The 17,860-nt window shown below is 58.1% G+C and carries 17 protein-coding genes; 13 read left to right on the forward strand and 4 right to left on the reverse strand.

The features are described from left to right. Position 1 precedes the first annotated feature (1 nt). The 10 genes from lpxD to tilS all read left to right on the forward strand — a co-directional run bounded on the left by lpxD (position 2) and on the right by tilS (position 12,669). Positions 2-1,027: a UDP-3-O-(3-hydroxymyristoyl)glucosamine N-acyltransferase gene (lpxD, locus tag KHQ28_RS02270; RefSeq protein WP_002889327.1), complete on the forward strand. Its 1,026-nt coding sequence runs from the start codon at positions 2-4 to the stop codon at positions 1,025-1,027. A gap of 105 nt (positions 1,028-1,132) precedes the next feature. Beyond that, positions 1,133-1,588 carry a 3-hydroxyacyl-ACP dehydratase FabZ gene (gene fabZ, locus KHQ28_RS02275; RefSeq protein WP_004145858.1) on the forward strand — a complete coding sequence of 152 codons (456 nt, stop codon included), beginning with the start codon at positions 1,133-1,135 and terminating at the stop codon, positions 1,586-1,588. Between the two features lie 3 nt (positions 1,589-1,591). Continuing rightward, a complete protein-coding gene (lpxA, locus tag KHQ28_RS02280) occupies positions 1,592-2,380 on the forward strand; it encodes an acyl-ACP--UDP-N-acetylglucosamine O-acyltransferase (RefSeq protein WP_004178647.1) in 789 nt (262 codons plus the stop codon). Then, positions 2,380-3,531, forward strand: coding sequence for a lipid-A-disaccharide synthase (gene lpxB, locus KHQ28_RS02285; protein ID WP_002889374.1), 1,152 nt, complete (start codon positions 2,380-2,382; stop codon positions 3,529-3,531). The genes lpxA and lpxB overlap by 1 nt, the downstream gene beginning before the upstream one ends. Further along, the gene (rnhB, locus tag KHQ28_RS02290) at positions 3,528-4,127 is read left to right on the forward strand and encodes a ribonuclease HII (protein ID WP_002889376.1); all 600 of its coding nucleotides are present in this window, start codon (positions 3,528-3,530) and stop codon (positions 4,125-4,127) included. Before lpxB ends, rnhB begins: the two co-directional genes overlap by 4 nt. 17 nt (positions 4,128-4,144) lie before the next feature. Beyond that, positions 4,145-7,627 carry a DNA polymerase III subunit alpha gene (gene dnaE / locus KHQ28_RS02295; RefSeq protein WP_009309278.1) on the forward strand — a complete coding sequence of 1,161 codons (3,483 nt, stop codon included), beginning with the start codon at positions 4,145-4,147 and terminating at the stop codon, positions 7,625-7,627. Positions 7,628-7,639: 12 nt separating this feature from the next. Next, positions 7,640-8,599: an acetyl-CoA carboxylase carboxyl transferase subunit alpha gene (gene accA / locus KHQ28_RS02300; RefSeq protein WP_004145855.1), complete on the forward strand. Its 960-nt coding sequence runs from the start codon at positions 7,640-7,642 to the stop codon at positions 8,597-8,599. A 113-nt stretch (positions 8,600-8,712) separates the two neighbouring features. Further along, positions 8,713-10,866 (forward strand): lysine decarboxylase LdcC, encoded by a 2,154-nt coding sequence (locus KHQ28_RS02305; RefSeq protein WP_032419513.1) that lies wholly within the window; start codon positions 8,713-8,715, stop codon positions 10,864-10,866. A 46-nt stretch (positions 10,867-10,912) separates the two neighbouring features. Continuing rightward, positions 10,913-11,302 carry a VOC family protein gene (locus tag KHQ28_RS02310; protein WP_002889387.1) on the forward strand — a complete coding sequence of 130 codons (390 nt, stop codon included), beginning with the start codon at positions 10,913-10,915 and terminating at the stop codon, positions 11,300-11,302. A gap of 53 nt (positions 11,303-11,355) precedes the next feature. Continuing rightward, positions 11,356-12,669 carry a tRNA lysidine(34) synthetase TilS gene (tilS, locus tag KHQ28_RS02315; RefSeq protein WP_032419383.1) on the forward strand — a complete coding sequence of 438 codons (1,314 nt, stop codon included), beginning with the start codon at positions 11,356-11,358 and terminating at the stop codon, positions 12,667-12,669. A 13-nt stretch (positions 12,670-12,682) separates the two neighbouring features. Here the strand turns inward: tilS and rof are convergent, their stop codons facing one another. Then, entirely contained in the window at positions 12,683-12,943 is a 261-nt protein-coding gene (rof, locus tag KHQ28_RS02320) for a Rho-binding antiterminator (protein ID WP_002889424.1), read from the reverse strand. Then, on the reverse strand, positions 12,930-13,130 hold the full coding sequence (locus KHQ28_RS02325; RefSeq protein ID WP_002889429.1) for a YaeP family protein: 201 nt from the start codon (positions 13,128-13,130) through the stop codon (positions 12,930-12,932). The genes rof and KHQ28_RS02325 overlap by 14 nt, the downstream gene beginning before the upstream one ends. A 196-nt stretch (positions 13,131-13,326) precedes the next feature. Between KHQ28_RS02325 and KHQ28_RS02330 the strand changes: the two genes are divergently transcribed. Genes KHQ28_RS02330 through nlpE form a run of 3 tightly spaced genes read left to right on the forward strand, consistent with a single transcriptional unit; the run spans position 13,327 to position 15,023 of the window. Continuing rightward, complete coding sequence (locus tag KHQ28_RS02330) at positions 13,327-13,872, forward strand: YaeQ family protein (protein ID WP_032419382.1); 546 nt, start codon at positions 13,327-13,329, stop codon at positions 13,870-13,872. Continuing rightward, positions 13,869-14,282 (forward strand): alternative ribosome rescue aminoacyl-tRNA hydrolase ArfB, encoded by a 414-nt coding sequence (arfB, locus tag KHQ28_RS02335; protein ID WP_002889433.1) that lies wholly within the window; start codon positions 13,869-13,871, stop codon positions 14,280-14,282. Before KHQ28_RS02330 ends, arfB begins: the two co-directional genes overlap by 4 nt. Before the next feature lie 42 nt (positions 14,283-14,324). Next, complete coding sequence (gene nlpE, locus KHQ28_RS02340) at positions 14,325-15,023, forward strand: envelope stress response activation lipoprotein NlpE (protein WP_002889435.1); 699 nt, start codon at positions 14,325-14,327, stop codon at positions 15,021-15,023. Between the two features lie 131 nt (positions 15,024-15,154). On the opposite strand, the gene KHQ28_RS02345 is transcribed toward nlpE, so the two are convergent. Then, complete coding sequence (locus KHQ28_RS02345; protein WP_032419381.1) at positions 15,155-15,997, reverse strand: YaeF family permuted papain-like enzyme; 843 nt, start codon at positions 15,995-15,997, stop codon at positions 15,155-15,157. A 58-nt stretch (positions 15,998-16,055) separates the two neighbouring features. Next, positions 16,056-17,774 (reverse strand): proline--tRNA ligase, encoded by a 1,719-nt coding sequence (gene proS, locus KHQ28_RS02350; RefSeq protein WP_004151928.1) that lies wholly within the window; start codon positions 17,772-17,774, stop codon positions 16,056-16,058. Positions 17,775-17,860: the final 86 nt, after the last annotated feature.

Raw genomic sequence — 17,860 nt, forward strand, 5'->3', positions numbered from 1 at the left:
AATGCCTTCAATTCGACTGGCTGATCTCGCGCAGCAGTTGGATGCAGAATTACACGGTGATGGCGATATCGTCATCACCGGCGTTGCGTCCATGCAGAGCGCGAAAACGGGCCAAATCACTTTCATGGTCAACCCTAAGTACCGTGAGCACCTGGCCGCTTGCCAGGCTTCTGCCGTTGTGATGACGCAGGATGATTTACCTTTTGCCCATAGCGCCGCGCTGGTAGTGCGTAACCCCTACCTGACCTACGCGCGCATGGCTCAAATTCTTGATACCACGCCGCAGCCGGCTCAGGATATCGCGCCGAGCGCGGTCATCGATCCGTCGGCGAAGCTGGGTAGCAACGTTGCCATCGGCGCCAACGCGGTTATCGAATCCGGCGTAGTGCTGGGCGATAACGTAGTTATCGGCGCAGGCTGCTTCGTTGGGAAAAATACGAAAATAGGCGCCGGCTCGCGTTTGTGGGCTAATGTGACCGTTTACCATGAGATTGAGATCGGCGAGAATTGCCTGATTCAGTCCAGCACGGTGATTGGCGCGGATGGCTTCGGCTACGCTAACGATCGCGGTAACTGGGTAAAGATCCCGCAGCTGGGTCGCGTCATTATTGGCGATCGCGTGGAGATTGGCGCCTGCACCACGATTGACCGTGGTGCGCTGGACGATACCGTGATTGGCAACGGGGTTATCATTGATAACCAGTGCCAGATTGCGCATAACGTGGTGATTGGCGACAATACCGCGGTCGCTGGCGGCGTTATCATGGCGGGCAGCCTGAAAATTGGCCGCTACTGCATGATTGGCGGCGCCAGCGTGATTAACGGCCATATGGAAATCTGCGATAAGGTCACCGTCACGGGGATGGGGATGGTGATGCGTCCTATCAGCGAACCTGGCGTATATTCCTCCGGTATTCCGCTGCAGCCGAACAAGGCGTGGCGTAAAACCGCTGCGCTGGTGATGAATATCGACGAGATGAGCAAGCGCCTGAAAGCGATTGAGCGCAAGGTTAATCAACAAGACTAATTCATCATTTGGTCACATGACATTTCCGGCCTGTTGCATTCGCTAAAAGATTGCCGCAGGCCGTGTTATTATTGCCTTTTAGTACATTTAGACAGGAAGAGTATTTTGACTACTGACACTCATACTCTGCACATTGAAGAGATTCTGGAACTTCTGCCTCACCGTTACCCGTTCCTGCTGGTAGACCGCGTGCTGGATTTTGAAGAAGGTCGTTTTCTGCGCGCAGTAAAAAATGTTTCTGTAAACGAGCCGTTTTTCCAGGGGCACTTCCCTGGTAAGCCGATTTTGCCGGGCGTCCTGATTCTGGAAGCAATGGCGCAAGCCACCGGGATTCTGGCGTTCAAAAGCGTCGGAAAACTGGAACCAGGCGAGCTGTACTACTTCGCGGGTATCGATGAAGCACGCTTCAAACGCCCGGTAGTACCAGGCGATCAGATGATTATGGAAGTCACTTTCGAGAAAACCCGCCGCGGCCTGACCCGTTTCAAAGGCGTTGCGCTGGTTGACGGTAAAGTGGTTTGCGAAGCGACGATGATGTGTGCGCGTAGCCGGGAGGCCTGATACGTGATTGATAAAACCGCTTTTGTTCATCCTACCGCCATTGTAGAAGAAGGCGCCGTGATTGGCGCTAACGTCCACATTGGTCCGTTTTGTATTGTTGGCGCTAACGTCGAAATCGGCGAAGGCACCGTGCTGAAGTCTCACGTTGTCGTTAACGGCCACACCAAAATCGGCCGTGACAATGAGATCTATCAGTTCGCTTCCATCGGCGAAGTTAACCAGGATCTGAAATATGCTGGCGAACCGACCCGGGTGGAAATTGGCGATCGCAACCGCATTCGCGAAAGCGTCACCATTCATCGCGGCACAGTACAGGGCGGTGGATTAACAAAGGTGGGCAACGATAACCTGCTGATGATCAACGCCCACGTGGCGCACGATTGTACGCTTGGCGATCGCTGCATTCTGGCCAATAACGCGACGCTCGCGGGCCATGTTTCGCTGGATGATTATGTCATTATCGGCGGCATGACGGCGGTGCATCAGTTCTGCGTCATTGGCTCACACGTTATGGTTGGCGGCTGCTCCGGCGTGGCGCAGGACGTTCCGCCGTTCGTAATTGCCCAGGGCAACCATGCGACGCCGTTCGGCGTTAACATCGAAGGGCTGAAACGCCGCGGCTTCAGCCGGGAAGCAATCACCGCGATCCGCAACGCGTATAAACTGCTGTACCGCAGCGGCAAAACGCTGGAAGAAGCCAAGCCGGAAATCGCCGAACTGGCTGCTCAGCATCCTGAGGTTCAGCCGTTTGTCGATTTCTTCGCTCGTTCTACCCGCGGCTTGATTCGTTAATGGCTGAACAGCGTCCCCTGACGATTGCCCTGGTCGCCGGAGAAACCTCCGGCGATATTCTAGGCGCTGGTCTCATCCGCGCGCTTAAAGCACGCATCCCGAATGCGCGCTTTGTCGGCGTGGCGGGGCCGCTAATGCAGGCGGAAGGGTGCGAAGCCTGGTATGAAATGGAAGAGCTGGCGGTGATGGGCATTGTTGAAGTGCTCGGTCGCCTGCGTCGCTTACTCCATATTCGCGCCGATTTGACCCGCCGCTTCGGCGAGCTGCGTCCCGATGTCTTCGTCGGCATCGACGCCCCTGACTTTAATATCACCCTCGAAGGAAATCTGAAAAAGCAGGGCATCAAAACCATTCACTACGTCAGCCCGTCGGTCTGGGCCTGGCGACAAAAACGCGTTTTCAAAATCGGCAGATCCACCGATCTGGTGCTGGCCTTTCTGCCTTTCGAAAAAGCGTTTTATGACAAATTTAACGTCCCCTGCCGCTTTATTGGCCATACCATGGCGGATGCGATGCCGCTGGATCCTGACAAAGGCGCTGCGCGCGACCGGTTAGGGATCCCGCACAGCGTGCGCTGCCTCGCTCTGCTACCCGGCAGCCGCGGCGCGGAAGTCGAAATGCTTAGCGCCGACTTCCTGAAAACCGCGCAGCTTCTGCGCGCCACCTATCCCGATCTGCAGGTGGTGGTGCCGCTGGTTAATGCTAAACGGCGGGAGCAGTTTGAGCGTATTAAAGCTGAGACGGCGCCGGATATGATCGTGCATATGCTGGACGGTCAGGCGCGCGATGCGATGATCGCCAGCGACGCCGCGCTGCTGGCCTCCGGGACGGCAGCGCTGGAGTGTATGCTGGCGAAATGCCCGATGGTGGTTGGCTACCGGATGAAGCCGTTCACCTTCTGGCTGGCGAAGCGGTTGGTAAAAACCGACTACGTCTCGTTACCGAACCTGCTGGCCGGTCGCGAACTGGTTAAAGAGCTGCTGCAGGATGAGTGCGAGCCCCAGGCGCTGGCAGCCGCTCTGCAGCCGCTGCTGGCCGATGGCAAAACCAGCCATGAGATGCATGAGACGTTCCGCGCCCTGCATCAGCAGATCCGCTGCAACGCCGATGAGCAGGCGGCGGACGCCGTACTGGAGTTAGCAAAACAATGATGGAGTTCGTCTATCCGCATACCCATCTGGTTGCCGGCGTCGATGAGGTCGGGCGTGGCCCCCTGGTTGGCGCGGTGGTGACCGCGGCGGTGATCCTCGATCCGGCGAAGCCGATTGTGGGTCTGAATGATTCCAAAAAACTCAGCGAGAAGCGTCGTCTGGCGCTGTTCGATGAGATAAAAGAGAAAGCGCTGTGCTGGAGCCTGGGGCGCGCCGAGCCGCACGAAATCGACGAGCTGAATATTCTGCATGCCACTATGCTGGCGATGCAGCGCGCCGTCGCCGGCCTGAGCATTGTTCCTGAGTTTGTCCTGATCGATGGCAACCGCTGTCCGTCGCTACCGATGCCCTCCCAGGCGGTGGTGAAAGGCGACAGCCGGGTGGCAGAAATCAGCGCAGCGTCTATTCTGGCAAAAGTCACTCGTGACGCCGAAATGGCCACGCTGGACCTCGCATTTCCCCACTACGGATTTGCCCAGCATAAAGGCTATCCCACCGCTGTTCACCTGCAGAAGCTGCAGGAACACGGCGCAACAGAGCATCACCGGCGCAGTTTTGGCCCGGTGAAGCGTGCCCTGGGCCTGGCGTCCAACTAAGTCACCGGGATCTAAAGATGGCTGAACCACGTTTCGTACACCTGCGGGTGCACAGCGACTATTCCATGATCGATGGGCTGGCAAAGACCGGGCCGCTGGTGAAGAAGGCGGCCTCGCTTGGCATGCCAGCGCTGGCGATCACCGATTTCACCAACCTCTGCGGACTGGTGAAGTTCTACGGGACGGGACACGGCGCGGGGATTAAGCCGATCGTCGGCGCCGACTTTCACGTGCAGTGCGACCTGCTCGGCGACGAATTTACCGAGCTGACCGTGCTGGCGGCGAACAACACCGGCTACCAGAACCTGACCCTGTTGATTTCCCGCGCCTATCAGCGCGGCTACGGCGCCCTGGGGCCGTGGATCGATCGCGACTGGCTGGTGGAACATCAGGAAGGGCTGATTCTGCTCTCCGGCGGCCGGAAAGGTGACGTCGGCGTCAGCCTGATCCGCGGCAATATGCCGCTGGTTGAACAGTGCGTCGCCTTCTACGAAGAGCATTTCCCGGACCGCTATTTTCTGGAGCTGATCCGTACCGGTCGACAGGATGAAGAGGCCTATCTCCACGCCGCCGTGGCGCTGGCGGAAGCGCGCGGCCTGCCGGTGGTGGCGACCAACGATGTCCGCTTTCTCGACACCAGCGATTTCGACGCCCATGAAATCCGCGTCGCGATCCACGACGGCTTTACGCTCGACGACCCGAAACGGCCGCGCAACTACTCGCCGCAGCAATATATGCGCAGCGAGGAAGAGATGTGCGAGCTGTTCGCCGATATTCCGGAAGCGCTGGCGAACAGCGTTGAAATTGCCAAGCGCTGCAACGTCACCGTGCGGCTTGGCGAATATTTCCTGCCGCAGTTCCCGACCGGCGATATGACCACGGAAGATTTCCTGGTCATGAAATCGAAAGAGGGTCTGGAAGAGCGGCTGGAATTCCTCTTCCCGGATCCTGCCGTCCGTGCTGAAAGGCGCCCGGAGTATGACCAGCGTCTGGATATTGAACTCCAGGTTATCAACCAGATGGGGTTCCCGGGCTACTTCCTGATTGTGATGGAGTTTATCCAGTGGTCGAAGGATAACGGCGTGCCGGTTGGCCCGGGACGCGGTTCCGGCGCCGGTTCGCTGGTGGCCTATGCGCTGAAGATCACCGATCTTGACCCGCTGGAGTTCGACCTGCTGTTCGAACGTTTCCTTAACCCTGAACGTGTCTCGATGCCCGACTTCGACGTCGACTTCTGCATGGAGAAACGCGACCAGGTTATCGAGCACGTGGCGGATATGTACGGCCGCGACGCGGTATCGCAGATCATCACCTTCGGTACCATGGCGGCGAAAGCGGTCATCCGCGATGTCGGTCGCGTGCTGGGTCACCCGTACGGATTTGTCGATCGTATCTCCAAGCTGGTGCCGCCCGATCCGGGCATGACGCTGGCGAAAGCCTTTGAGGCCGAGCCGCAGCTGCCGGAGATCTACGAGGCGGACGAGGAAGTGAAAGCGCTGATCGACATGGCGCGTAAGCTGGAAGGGGTGACGCGAAACGCCGGTAAACATGCCGGTGGGGTAGTTATCGCTCCAACCAAAATCACCGATTTCGCGCCACTGTATTGCGATGAGCAGGGGCTGCATCCGGTTACCCAGTTTGATAAGAACGACGTGGAATACGCCGGGCTGGTGAAATTCGACTTCCTCGGTCTGCGTACGCTCACTATCATTAACTGGGCGCTGGAGATGATCAACAAGCGCCGTGAGAAGAACGGCGAAGGGCCGCTGGATATCGCCGCCATCCCCCTGGATGACAAGAAAAGCTTCGACATGCTGCAGCGCTCGGAAACCACCGCGGTCTTCCAGCTTGAATCGCGCGGCATGAAAGATCTGATTAAACGCCTGCAGCCGGACTGCTTCGAAGATATGATCGCGCTGGTGGCTCTGTTCCGCCCAGGCCCGCTGCAGTCGGGGATGGTAGATAACTTTATCGACCGTAAGCATGGCCGCGAGGAGATCTCTTATCCGGACGTGCAGTGGCAGCATGAAAGCCTGAAACCGGTGCTGGAGCCAACCTACGGCATCATCCTGTATCAGGAACAGGTCATGCAGATTGCCCAGGTGCTGTCCGGATATACCCTCGGCGGCGCGGACATGCTGCGTCGTGCGATGGGTAAGAAAAAGCCGGAGGAGATGGCCAAGCAGCGTTCTATCTTTGAGGATGGGGCGAAGAAAAACGGCATTGACGGCGAACTGGCGATGAAAATCTTCGACCTGGTGGAGAAATTCGCCGGTTACGGATTTAACAAATCGCACTCCGCCGCCTACGCGTTGGTCTCCTACCAGACGCTGTGGCTTAAGGCGCACTACCCGGCCGAGTTTATGGCGGCGGTGATGACCGCCGATATGGACAACACCGAGAAAGTGGTTGGCCTGGTGGATGAGTGCTGGCGAATGGGGCTAAAAATCCTGCCCCCGGATATTAACTCCGGCCTGTACCATTTCCACGTCAACGACGATGGCGAGATCGTCTACGGCATTGGCGCCATCAAGGGCGTCGGCGAAGGACCGATCGAAGCGATTATTGAGGCGCGCAACAATGGCGGCTATTTCCGCGAGCTGTTCGACCTCTGCGCGCGAACCGATATTAAAAAGCTCAACCGTCGGGTGCTGGAAAAGCTGATTATGTCCGGGGCGTTCGATCGTCTCGGCCCACATCGCGCGGCGCTGATGAATTCGCTGGGCGATGCGTTGAAAGCCGCCGACCAGCACGCGAAAGCCGAGGCCATCGGCCAGGCTGATATGTTCGGCGTGCTGGCGGAAGAGCCCGAGCAAATTGAGCAATCCTACGCCAGCTGCCAGCCATGGCCTGAGCAGGTGGTGCTGGATGGTGAAAGGGAGACCCTGGGGCTATACCTCACCGGACACCCGATTAACCAGTATCTGAAGGAGATTGAGCGCTACGTCGGCGGCGTGAGGCTCAAAGACATGCATCCGACCGAACGTGGGAAAGTCACCACGGCGGCGGGGCTGGTGATTGCGGCGCGGGTAATGGTCACCAAGCGCGGCAATCGTATCGGCATCTGTACCCTGGATGACCGTTCCGGGCGGCTGGAAGTGATGTTATTCACCGACGCGCTGGATAAATATCAGCAGTTGCTGGAAAAAGACCGCATACTTATCGTCAGCGGACAGGTCAGCTTTGATGACTTTAGCGGGGGGCTTAAAATGACCGCCCGTGAAGTCATGGACATTGACGAAGCCCGGGAAAAATATGCTCGCGGGCTTGCTATCTCGCTGACGGACAGGCAAATTGATGACCAGCTTTTAAACCGACTCCGTCAGTCTCTGGAACCCCACCGTTCGGGAACCATTCCAGTGCACCTCTACTATCAGAGGGCGGATGCACGCGCGCGGTTGCGTTTCGGCGCAACATGGCGCGTCTCTCCGAGCGATCGTTTACTTAACGATCTGCGGGGCCTTATCGGCTCGGAGCAGGTGGAACTGGAGTTTGACTAATACAGGAATACTATGAGTCTGAATTTCCTAGATTTTGAACAGCCGATTGCAGAGCTGGAAGCGAAAATCGATTCCCTGACTGCGGTAAGCCGTCAGGATGAGAAACTGGATATTAACATCGACGAAGAAGTGCATCGTCTGCGTGAGAAAAGCGTAGAGCTGACGCGCAAAATCTTCGCCGATCTCGGTGCATGGCAGGTTGCGCAACTGGCGCGCCACCCGCGCCGTCCTTACACCCTGGATTATGTCCGCCTGGCGTTCGACGAATTTGACGAACTGGCCGGTGACCGCGCCTTCGCTGACGATAAAGCGATTGTCGGCGGTATCGCGCGTCTTGACGGTCGTCCGGTGATGATCATCGGCCACCAGAAAGGTCGTGAAACCAAAGAGAAGATTCGCCGCAACTTTGGGATGCCGGCGCCGGAAGGCTACCGCAAAGCGCTACGCCTGATGGAGATGGCTGAGCGGTTTAAAATGCCGATCATCACCTTTATCGATACCCCGGGCGCCTACCCGGGCGTCGGCGCGGAAGAGCGTGGCCAGTCGGAAGCGATCGCCCGCAACCTGCGTGAGATGTCGCGTCTGAGCGTGCCGGTTATCTGCACCGTAATCGGTGAAGGCGGCTCCGGCGGCGCGCTGGCGATCGGCGTGGGCGACAAGGTCAACATGCTTCAGTACAGCACCTATTCGGTCATTTCGCCGGAAGGCTGCGCCTCCATTCTGTGGAAGAGCGCGGATAAAGCGCCGCTGGCTGCGGAAGCGATGGGCATTATCGCCCCGCGTCTGAAAGAGCTGAAGCTGATCGATTCTATCGTTCCGGAACCGCTGGGCGGCGCTCACCGCAACCCGGAAGCGATGGCGGCAAGCCTGAAGGCGCAGCTGCTGGCAGACCTGGCAGACCTCGATCTGCTCAGCGAAGAAGAGCTGCTGAACCGCCGTTATCAGCGTCTGATGAGCTACGGTTACGCTTAACTTTTTCGTCAGGACTAAACACTAAGGGCCGGATTTTCCGGCCCTTTTTTTATGTGCGATGCGCCCGGGGGATTGCTATGATGCTTGACTTAGGTGAATACCAGGAGGAAAGCGTGAATATCATCGCCATCATGGGGCCTCACGGCGTCTACCACAAAGACGAGCCGATCAAAGAACTGGAAGCGGCGCTGCAGCGCCAGGGCTTCCAGACCATCTGGCCGCAAAACAGCGCCGACCTGCTGCAGTTTATCGAGCACAACCCGCGCATCTGCGGGGTGATCTTCGACTGGGATGAATACAGCGTCGATCTGTGCAGCGATATCAATCAGCTCAATGAATACCTTCCTCTGTACGCCTTTATTAACGCCCACTCGACGATGGATGTCAGCAGTCAGGATTTGCGCATGACGCTGTGGTTCTTCGAATATGCGCTGGGACTCTCCGAAGAGATCGCCACCCGCATTGGGCAGTACACCCGCGAGTACCTGGAGAATATCACCCCGCCTTTTACCCGCGCGCTGTTCAACTATGTCCAGGAGGGAAAATATACCTTCTGCACGCCGGGCCATATGGGCGGCAGCGCCTATCAGAAAAGCCCGGTGGGCTGCCTGTTCTATGATTTTTTTGGCGGGAATACGCTGAAGGCGGATGTCTCGATTTCGGTCACCGAGCTGGGCTCCCTGCTGGATCATACCGGCCCGCACCTGGAGGCGGAGGAGTATATCGCGCGCGCCTTTGGCGCCGAGCAAAGCTATATGGTGACCAACGGCACCTCGACGTCCAATAAAATTGTCGGCATGTACTCGGCTCCCGCCGGCAGCACCCTGCTGATTGACCGTAACTGTCACAAATCGCTGGCCCACCTGCTGATGATGAGCGATGTGGTTCCCCTGTGGCTGAAGCCGACCCGCAACGCGCTGGGGATCCTCGGCGGTATCCCCCGGCGCGAATTTACCCGCGACAGCATTCAGCAGAAAGTGCGCGACACGGGCGGGGCGCAGTGGCCCGTGCATGCGGTGATCACCAACTCCACCTACGATGGTCTGCTCTATAACACCACCTGGCTTAAGGAGACGCTCGATGTCCCGTCGATCCATTTCGATTCCGCCTGGGTGCCCTATACCCATTTCCATCCGATATATCAGGGGAAAAGCGGTATGAGCGGGGAGCGGATCCCCGGGAAAGTCATCTTCGAGACGCAGTCGACGCATAAGATGCTGGCCGCGCTGTCGCAGGCCTCGCTGATCCACATTAAAGGCAACTATGATGAAGAGACCTTTAACGAAGCCTTTATGATGCATACCTCTACGTCGCCGAGCTACCCCATCGTCGCGTCGATTGAGACCGCGGCGGCGATGCTGCGCGGCAACTCCGGTAAACGTCTGATCCAGCGCTCCATTGAGCGGGCGCTGGACTTCCGCAAAGAGGTGCAGCGACTGCGCGAGGAGTCGGACGGCTGGTTCTTTGATATCTGGCAGCCGGAAGCCGTGGATAAAGCCGAGTGCTGGCCGGTAGCGCCGGGCGAGGACTGGCACGGTTTCAAAGATGCCGATGCGGATCATATGTATCTCGATCCGGTGAAGGTCACCATTCTGACGCCGGGCATGGACGAGCAGGGGAATATGGATGAAGAGGGGATCCCGGCGGCGCTGGTGGCGAAGTTCCTCGACGAGCGGGGCGTGGTGGTAGAGAAAACAGGCCCCTACAATCTGCTGTTCCTGTTCAGTATCGGCATCGATAAAACCCGGGCGATGGGGCTGCTGCGCGGCCTGACCGAGTTTAAACGCGCCTACGATCTCAATCTGCGGGTGAAAAATATGCTGCCGGATCTGTACGCCGAAGATCCCGACTTCTACCGCAACATGCGGATCCAGGATCTGGCGCAGGGGATCCACCGCTTGATCCGTCAGCATCAGCTGCCGCAGCTGATGCTCAGCGCCTTTGACGTCCTGCCGGAAATGAAAATGATGCCGCATCACGCCTGGCAGCGCCAGATCAAGGGGGAGGTGGAAACTATTGAACTGGAGAACCTGGTGGGGCGGATTTCGGCCAACATGATCCTCCCTTATCCGCCGGGGGTTCCGCTGCTGATGCCGGGAGAGATGATCACCGAGGAAAGCCGGGCGGTGCTCGATTTTCTGCTGATGCTTTGCTCCATCGGCCGTCATTACCCGGGCTTTGAGACCGATATTCACGGCGCCAAGCGCGATGAGGACGGTGTGTATCGGGTACGAGTCTTAAAAAATGACGAAAGGCTTGCGCGTTAACGGCGCGCACGAGTAACGTGGCTGGCTTAACAGAAGGAGTTTAACCATGCTGGGTTTGAAACGGGTTCACCATATTGCCATCATTGCGACCGACTACGCCCGCAGTAAAGCGTTCTATTGCGATATTCTGGGGTTTACGCTGCAAAGTGAGTTTTATCGCGCCGAGCGCGATTCCTGGAAAGGCGATCTGGCGCTCAACGGCGAGTATGTAATTGAGTTGTTCTCGTTCCCGTTTCCGCCAGCCCGCCCCAGTCGTCCGGAAGCCTGCGGGCTGCGTCATCTGGCCTTTAGCGTGGATGATATCGACGCCGCGGTAGCCCATCTCACCGCGCATGGCGTGGAGTGCGAAGCGATTCGTGTCGATCCCTTTACCGGTAAACGCTTTACCTTCTTTAGCGATCCGGACGACCTGCCGCTGGAAATATATCAGCAGTAAATCTTGCCAGCGCGGCCCTGGCCCGGTAACGTGCCGGGCCATCACTTCTCGGTATGTTCGTGGATATGACGGCTGATATTGCGCATACGCTTCATCCCCATCGCCAGCTGCTGGTGGCCTTCAGCGGCGGTCTGGACTCGACGGTTCTTCTGCATCAGCTGGTGCTGCTGCGGGAACAGGATCCCTCGCTGACGCTGCGGGCGGTGCATGTTCACCACGGCCTTAGCGCCCACGCAGACGACTGGGTGGCGCATTGTCGGCAGATTTGCCAGCAGTGGCAGGTGCCGCTGGTGGTGCATCGCGTGACGTTAGCCCGGGGAGGGCTGGGCGTCGAGGCCCACGCTCGTGCGGCGCGCTATCAGGCCTTTCAGGATACGCTCAATGCCGGCGAGGTGTTAGTGACCGCCCAGCACCAGGACGATCAGTGCGAAACCCTGCTGCTGGCGTTAAAACGCGGCAGCGGTCCTACCGGCCTGTCGGCGATGGCGCCATCCTCTGCCTTTGCCGGCAGTCGACTACTGCGTCCTCTCCTCAATGAAACCCGCGAATCACTACGCCAGTGGGCGCTCACCCATCAGCTGTCGTGGATCGAAGATGAGAGTAATCAGGATGATACCTATGACCGCAATTTCCTGCGCCTGCGGGTGATCCCGGTGCTGCGCGAGCGTTGGCCGCACTTTAGCGAGGCCGTCGCCCGCAGCGCCAGCCTGTGCGCCGAGCAGGAACAACTGCTGGACGAGATGTTGGCGGCGGAGCTGGCGTCGCTGGTGGCCGAAGATGGCTCGCTGGCTATCGCGCCGCTGGCGACGATGAGTCCGCCGCGCCGAGCGGCGCTGCTGCGTCGCTGGCTCGCCGGGCAGCAGGCGCCGATGCCCGCCCGCGAGGTGCCTGAGCGCCTCTGGCACGAGGTGGCGCTGGCGCGGGAAGATGCCAGCCCCTGTCTGCGGCTGGGGGAATTTACCGTCCGCCGTTTTCAACAGCGTTTGTACTGGGTGAAGTATCTTCCCGGTCAGACGGACAGCGTTCAGCGCTGGCCCGACTGGCGCCAGCCGCTGCGGCTGGCGGACGGTCTCGGCGAGCTGACGCTGCAGCCCGGCGGCAGGCTGCGCCCGCCGTCGGCGGATGAGCCGGTCACCGTCCGCTTTCGCGCCAGCGGCCACCTGCATATTGTCGGGCGCCATGGCGGACGCAAGCTTAAGAAGCTCTGGCAGGAGCTGGGCGTTGCTCCGTGGCGACGAGACACCACGCCGCTGCTGTTTTACGGCGAAACGCCGATTGCCGCAGCGGACGATCTGTTTGTGACCACAGAAGGTGAAGTGAAGGACGGGGAAGGGGTCAGGCTGATGTGGAGGAAAACGGGCGATTAAGCCCGTTTTTGATTCAGGATTCGCTCACCACCACGGTGCCGATTTCCGGGTGACTGAAGCTGGCGATTTTATCCAGGCGCAGCTCGCGGACGTTGCCGGCGAGTTCGACCACCAGATACTCGATATTTTTTCGCGAGATAAGATCGCTGGCCTTTGCCTGCAGCTGTTCGCCATCCTTCAGCGCCAGCGTCAGCACCAGGTGATGCTGGCAGGCCAGCTCCAGGTTGTCGTAATCATCGCAGTTAATGGGTTGATAAGTATCATTCATTGACATAATCGCTCACCAGTAAGTTTGCTGCCGCATAAGCGGCCTTTTCCCTGACTGACTCCGAAAGGGCCTCATCCGCCGCAATCTCATTCAATACTTTCAACACGCAACCCAGCGCATCCGGGATATACCCTAAGTCTCCGCTGGCTATTTCCGCATACCGCTTGCGTATTAACTCACAATAGTGGTCCACATGCCCTCCTGTCAGCGTTCTGACTCAACCGTGGGATGCAAGTTTAAGCCTACGAAGATAAACTCTGTTTAGCAAGGGAACTATATCATAGTCATTTAAGCAATTTCAGCAGGATGAAACAGGTTGCTGCGATTGACGACAGCCTTTTGCCGCCAGTTTCGCTACAATGTACGCCATTCTTTTCAGGAGTTTATTCATGGCGCTGAAAGCGACAATATATAAAGCTGCGGTAAATGTAGCCGATCTGGATCGCAACCAGTTTCTGGATGCTAACCTGACGCTGGCTCAGCATCCGTCAGAAACCCAGGAGCGCATGATGCTGCGCCTGCTGGCATGGATCAAATATGCCAATGAACGGCTACAGTTTACCCGCGGCCTGTCGTCGGACGACGAGCCGGAGCTGTGGCTGCTTAACGATCATCTCGGGGTCGATCTATGGATCGAACTGGGTCTGCCGGATGAGCGGCGGATTAAGAAAGCCTGCTCACGGGCGCAGGCGGTGGCGCTGTTTGCCTATAATAGCCGGGCAGCTGAAATCTGGTGGCAGCAGAATCAGAGCAAACTTGCGGCGTACCCGAAGCTGACCATCTGGTATCTTGATGATGCGCAACTGGCACTGCTTAGCGCCTTTGCCGACCGTACCATGACGCTGCAGGCCACTCTGCAGGAGGGCAGTATCTGGTTATCCGACGCTCGGAATAATCTGGAAATTCAGCTTACCGCCTGGCAAGCGTCGGCATGATTACTATTAGCCGCAGCGTAGCCCTCGCCGACGACGAGATCGTCTTGTCAGGCATTCGCGCCCAGGGAGCAGGGGGGCAGCATGTGAACAAAGCGTCGACGGCGATCCATCTGCGCTTTGATATTAAAGCTTCAAGCCTGCCGGAGTTTTACAAAGAGCGCCTGCTCGCCGCCAGCCACCACTTAATTTCTGCTGACGGTGTGGTTATCATTAAGGCTCAGGAATACCGCAGCCAGGAGATGAACCGTGAAGCGGCGATCGCCCGGCTGGTGGCCCTTATTAAAGAATTAACCGCAGTGCAAAAAAGTCGCCGGGAGACGCGACCGACTCGGGCATCGAAAGAGCGACGCCTTGCTTCCAAGGCACAGAAGTCCTCAGTCAAGGCGCTGCGTGGGAAAGTTCGCCAGTGAAGGCGTCGGCGAACGGGTGAAATGGATGATAAGGAAAGCAAAGTGAAGAAAATCGTATTCTCCGTGATAGCGGCCTGTTCGCTGTTCGCGCTGTTTGGTTGTAACCATCGCGCCGAGACTGACACGGTCCAGCCAGCGGCGATGGAAGAGCTCAAGCCGATGCAGCAAAGCTGGCGAGGCGTGCTGCCTTGCGCGGATTGCGAAGGTATCGACACCTCGCTGTTCCTGGAAAAAGACGGGACCTGGGTGATGAATGAGCACTACCAGGGCGCCCGTCGTGAGCCGTCATCCTTTGCCTCGTACGGCACATGGGCACGTACCGCGGATAAGCTGGTGCTGACCAACAGCAAGGGCGAGAAATCTTACTTTCGCGCGAAAGGCGACAAGCTGGAGATGCTCGACCGCAACGGAAGCCCCATTCAGTCTCCTCTCAACTATACCCTGGAGCCAGTGAAGGCCAGCCTGCCGACGACGCCGATGGCGATGCGCGGCATGTATTTCTATATGGCCGATGCGGCAACCTTTACCGATTGCGCGACCGGTAAACGCGTCGCGGTGGCGAACAATGCCCAGCTTGAACGGGATTATGCCGCCGCGCGCGGGACCGATACTCGCCCAGTACTGCTGGTGGTAGAAGGGCACTTTACTCTCGAAGCGAACCCGGATACCGGCGAGATGATGAAAACGCTGATGACGGATCAAGCCGGCAAATTTATTCCCGGTAAAGACTGCAGCCATTGATTGTCTGGCCCCTGTCCGGGTAACGGGCAGGGGATGATCCCGCGCAGTACCACCTACTAACTCCTGTTATTAGCCCTGTCACATCAAGAGTGAGCGTGGATCTGGCTGGCGGAAAAGCGTTAATCGTTTCTTTACTCCGCACCGTCCTTCGGTATGTTCAGCCCCACCAGCTTACCGGCCTGAAGATAAACTCCCAGTTTCAAATGCCCGACATACTGGAGCTGCGTTTCGGGTTTAAACGTGGCGACGTCTCCTTCCCGCATGTGCAGCAGATCGGAAGGACTGATCCACGCCGCCTGCGCGAGCGTCAGCGGATGCCCGGCTCGGACAAAGGCCTCGCTGACAAACTCCGAGCAAAACCACGCTTTCTTGTCGCCGCTTGCCGCATCGCCCAGCTGCGCTTTGGCCAGGCCACTGACGCACTGCTGGCGAAAGTCTCGTGAGAAGGGGTTGAGCGAGCAGAGCGGTTTGGTGACCATATAAGGGATAAACTGAATAATGCCGCGATAGTTATACCCGCTGTCTTTGACCTGCCAGGCAAAACTTTTCATCGTCGTTGCCTGGTCCGGCGTCAGGTCAGGCACCCTGAGAGCAAAGAGTTTATCGCTGTGCGCCAGCGCCTGCTGAAGGGTAATCACTTGTACGCCGGCACCGGTGGCTTCCGCAACCTGACCTTCGCCAACATACAGCGCGACGTGGCTTACGGAAGAGGCGCTGAAGGCGCGGATCCCAAGCGATGTGACGCCCAGGCTGGAGGAGAACAGCAGGTCGCCGGAGCGCAGGTCGCTTTCGGCGATTTCGCGCAGTCCGCTGCCGGCAATCGAGCTTTGACGCTGGAGGGTAACAGCCCAGGATGATGAATGGTCATCGGCAGCAGATGTGGAAGGCGAGCTGCGGCCGACGTCCAGGGTACAGGCGGTAAGCAGGAGCAGGGCAAAAGTAAGCAGTCCGCTGCGGAGGAGATGTGCAGTCATTGGTACTGTCCTTGTAAAAAAAAGGCCCTGACATCCGTTCAGGGCCCTGAGGTGGGTGTTAGCCTTTTATCGCTTTAACCAGATATTCCACAATATCCCCGGTCTTAATCAGCTGCTTCTCACCGTTGCGACGATACTTGTATTCGATATCATCGTTGTCGAGGTTACGATCGCCCAGCACGATGGTGTGCGGGATACCGATCAGCTCCATATCGGCGAACATCACGCCCGGACGCTCTTTACGATCGTCCATCAGCACTTCAATACCCTGGGCGCTCAGCTCGGCGTACAGTTTCTCCGCCAGCTCCTGCACACGGTAAGACTTGTGCATGTTCATCGGCAGGATCGCCACCTGGAACGGCGCAATCGCATCCGGCCAGACGATACCGCGATCGTCAAAGTTCTGCTCAATCGCCGCCGCTACCACGCGAGTCACCCCGATACCATAGCAGCCCATGGTCAGGATCTGGTTACGCCCATCTTCGCCCTGGACCGCGGCTTTCATCGCCTCGGAGTACTTCGTCCCCAGCTGGAAGATATGACCCACTTCGATACCGCGCTTAATAAGCAGGGTACCTTTACCGTCCGGGCTCGGGTCGCCGGCGACGACGTTACGGATGTCGGCCACTTCCGGCGTCGCGACATCGCGGTCCCAGTTGATGCCGAAGTAGTGTTTGCCATCGATGTTGGCGCCAGCGGCGAAATCGCTCATCACTGCTACAGTACGGTCGATAATCACCGGAACCGGCATGTTCACCGGGCCCAGGGAGCCCGGACCGGCGTTCACCAGGGCGCGGATCTCTTCTTCGGTGGCGAAGGTCAGCGGGCTGGCGACCTGCGGCAGTTTTTCCGCTTTCACTTCGTTCAGCTCGTGATCGCCGCGCACCAGCAGGGCAACCAGCGGGGAAGCGCTATCTTCAACCGCTTTCACCAGCAGAGTTTTCACGGTTTTTTCGATCGGCAGGTTGAACTGCTCCACCAGCTCGGCGATGGTTTTGGCGTTCGGCGTATCGACCAGGGTCATCTCCTGGGTGGCGGCTGCGCGCGGCTCTTTCGGCGCAACGGCTTCCGCAAACTCGATGTTTGCCGCGTAGTCGGAGCTGTCGGAGAAGATCACATCGTCTTCGCCGCTCTGCGCCAGCACCTGGAATTCATGAGAGGCACTGCCGCCGATAGAACCGGTGTCAGCCTGTACCGCGCGGAAATCCAGCCCCATACGGCTGAAGATTTTGCTGTAAGCGGCATACATCGCGTCGTAGGTTTCCTGCAGCGATTCCTGCGAAGTATGGAAAGAGTAGGCATCTTTCATCAGGAATTCACGGGAGCGCATCACCCCGAAACGCGGGCGTACTTCGTCGCGGAATTTGGTCTGGATCTGATAGAAGTTCAGCGGCAGCTGTTTATAGGAGTTCAGCTCGTTGCGGATCAGATCGGTAATGACCTCTTCGTGGGTTGGGCCGAGGACGAACGGACGATCGCCGCGATCGGCAATGCGCAACAGTTCCGGGCCGTACTGCTCCCAGCGCCCGCTCTCCTGCCACAGTTCAGATGGCTGAACGACCGGCATTAACACCTCGATCGCACCGGCGTTGTTCATTTCTTCACGCACGATGTTTTCGACTTTTTTCAGGACGCGCACGCCGGTCGGCAGCCAGGTGTATAACCCGGAGGCCAGCTTGCGGATCATCCCGGCGCGCAGCATCAGCTGATGGCTGATTACCTCGGCGTCGGCAGGTGTCTCCTTCAGAGTGGAGAGCAGATATTGGCTAGTACGCATGTTGTAACGGTTCCAGTTAAACGAGCGGAACAGGCTGGTTGCCCAGCCTGAAACAAAAAAAGTGGTTTAGTTTACCAGTGTGGCAA

The sequence above is a fragment of the Klebsiella sp. 28 genome (assembly GCF_018223905.1).
GTDB classification, from domain to species: Bacteria; Pseudomonadota; Gammaproteobacteria; order Enterobacterales; family Enterobacteriaceae; genus Klebsiella; species Klebsiella pneumoniae.

Bases quoted from the DNA above. Each gene is read 5' to 3' on its own strand.
- lpxD (WP_002889327.1), top strand. From the start codon at position 2: ATGCCTTCAATTCGACTGGCTGATCTCGCGCAGCAGTTGGATGCAGAA.
- lpxB (WP_002889374.1), top strand. From the start codon at position 2,380: ATGGCTGAACAGCGTCCCCTGACGATTGCCCTGGTCGCCGGAGAAACC.
- rnhB (WP_002889376.1), top strand. From the start codon at position 3,528: ATGATGGAGTTCGTCTATCCGCATACCCATCTGGTTGCCGGCGTCGAT.
- dnaE (WP_009309278.1), top strand. From the start codon at position 4,145: ATGGCTGAACCACGTTTCGTACACCTGCGGGTGCACAGCGACTATTCC.
- accA (WP_004145855.1), top strand. From the start codon at position 7,640: ATGAGTCTGAATTTCCTAGATTTTGAACAGCCGATTGCAGAGCTGGAA.
- KHQ28_RS02310 (WP_002889387.1), top strand. From the start codon at position 10,913: ATGCTGGGTTTGAAACGGGTTCACCATATTGCCATCATTGCGACCGAC.
- tilS (WP_032419383.1), top strand. From the start codon at position 11,356: ATGTTCGTGGATATGACGGCTGATATTGCGCATACGCTTCATCCCCAT.
- rof (WP_002889424.1), bottom strand. From the start codon at position 12,943: ATGTCAATGAATGATACTTATCAACCCATTAACTGCGATGATTACGAC.
- KHQ28_RS02330 (WP_032419382.1), top strand. From the start codon at position 13,327: ATGGCGCTGAAAGCGACAATATATAAAGCTGCGGTAAATGTAGCCGAT.
- arfB (WP_002889433.1), top strand. From the start codon at position 13,869: ATGATTACTATTAGCCGCAGCGTAGCCCTCGCCGACGACGAGATCGTC.
- KHQ28_RS02345 (WP_032419381.1), bottom strand. From the start codon at position 15,997: ATGACTGCACATCTCCTCCGCAGCGGACTGCTTACTTTTGCCCTGCTC.
- proS (WP_004151928.1), bottom strand. From the start codon at position 17,774: ATGCGTACTAGCCAATATCTGCTCTCCACTCTGAAGGAGACACCTGCC.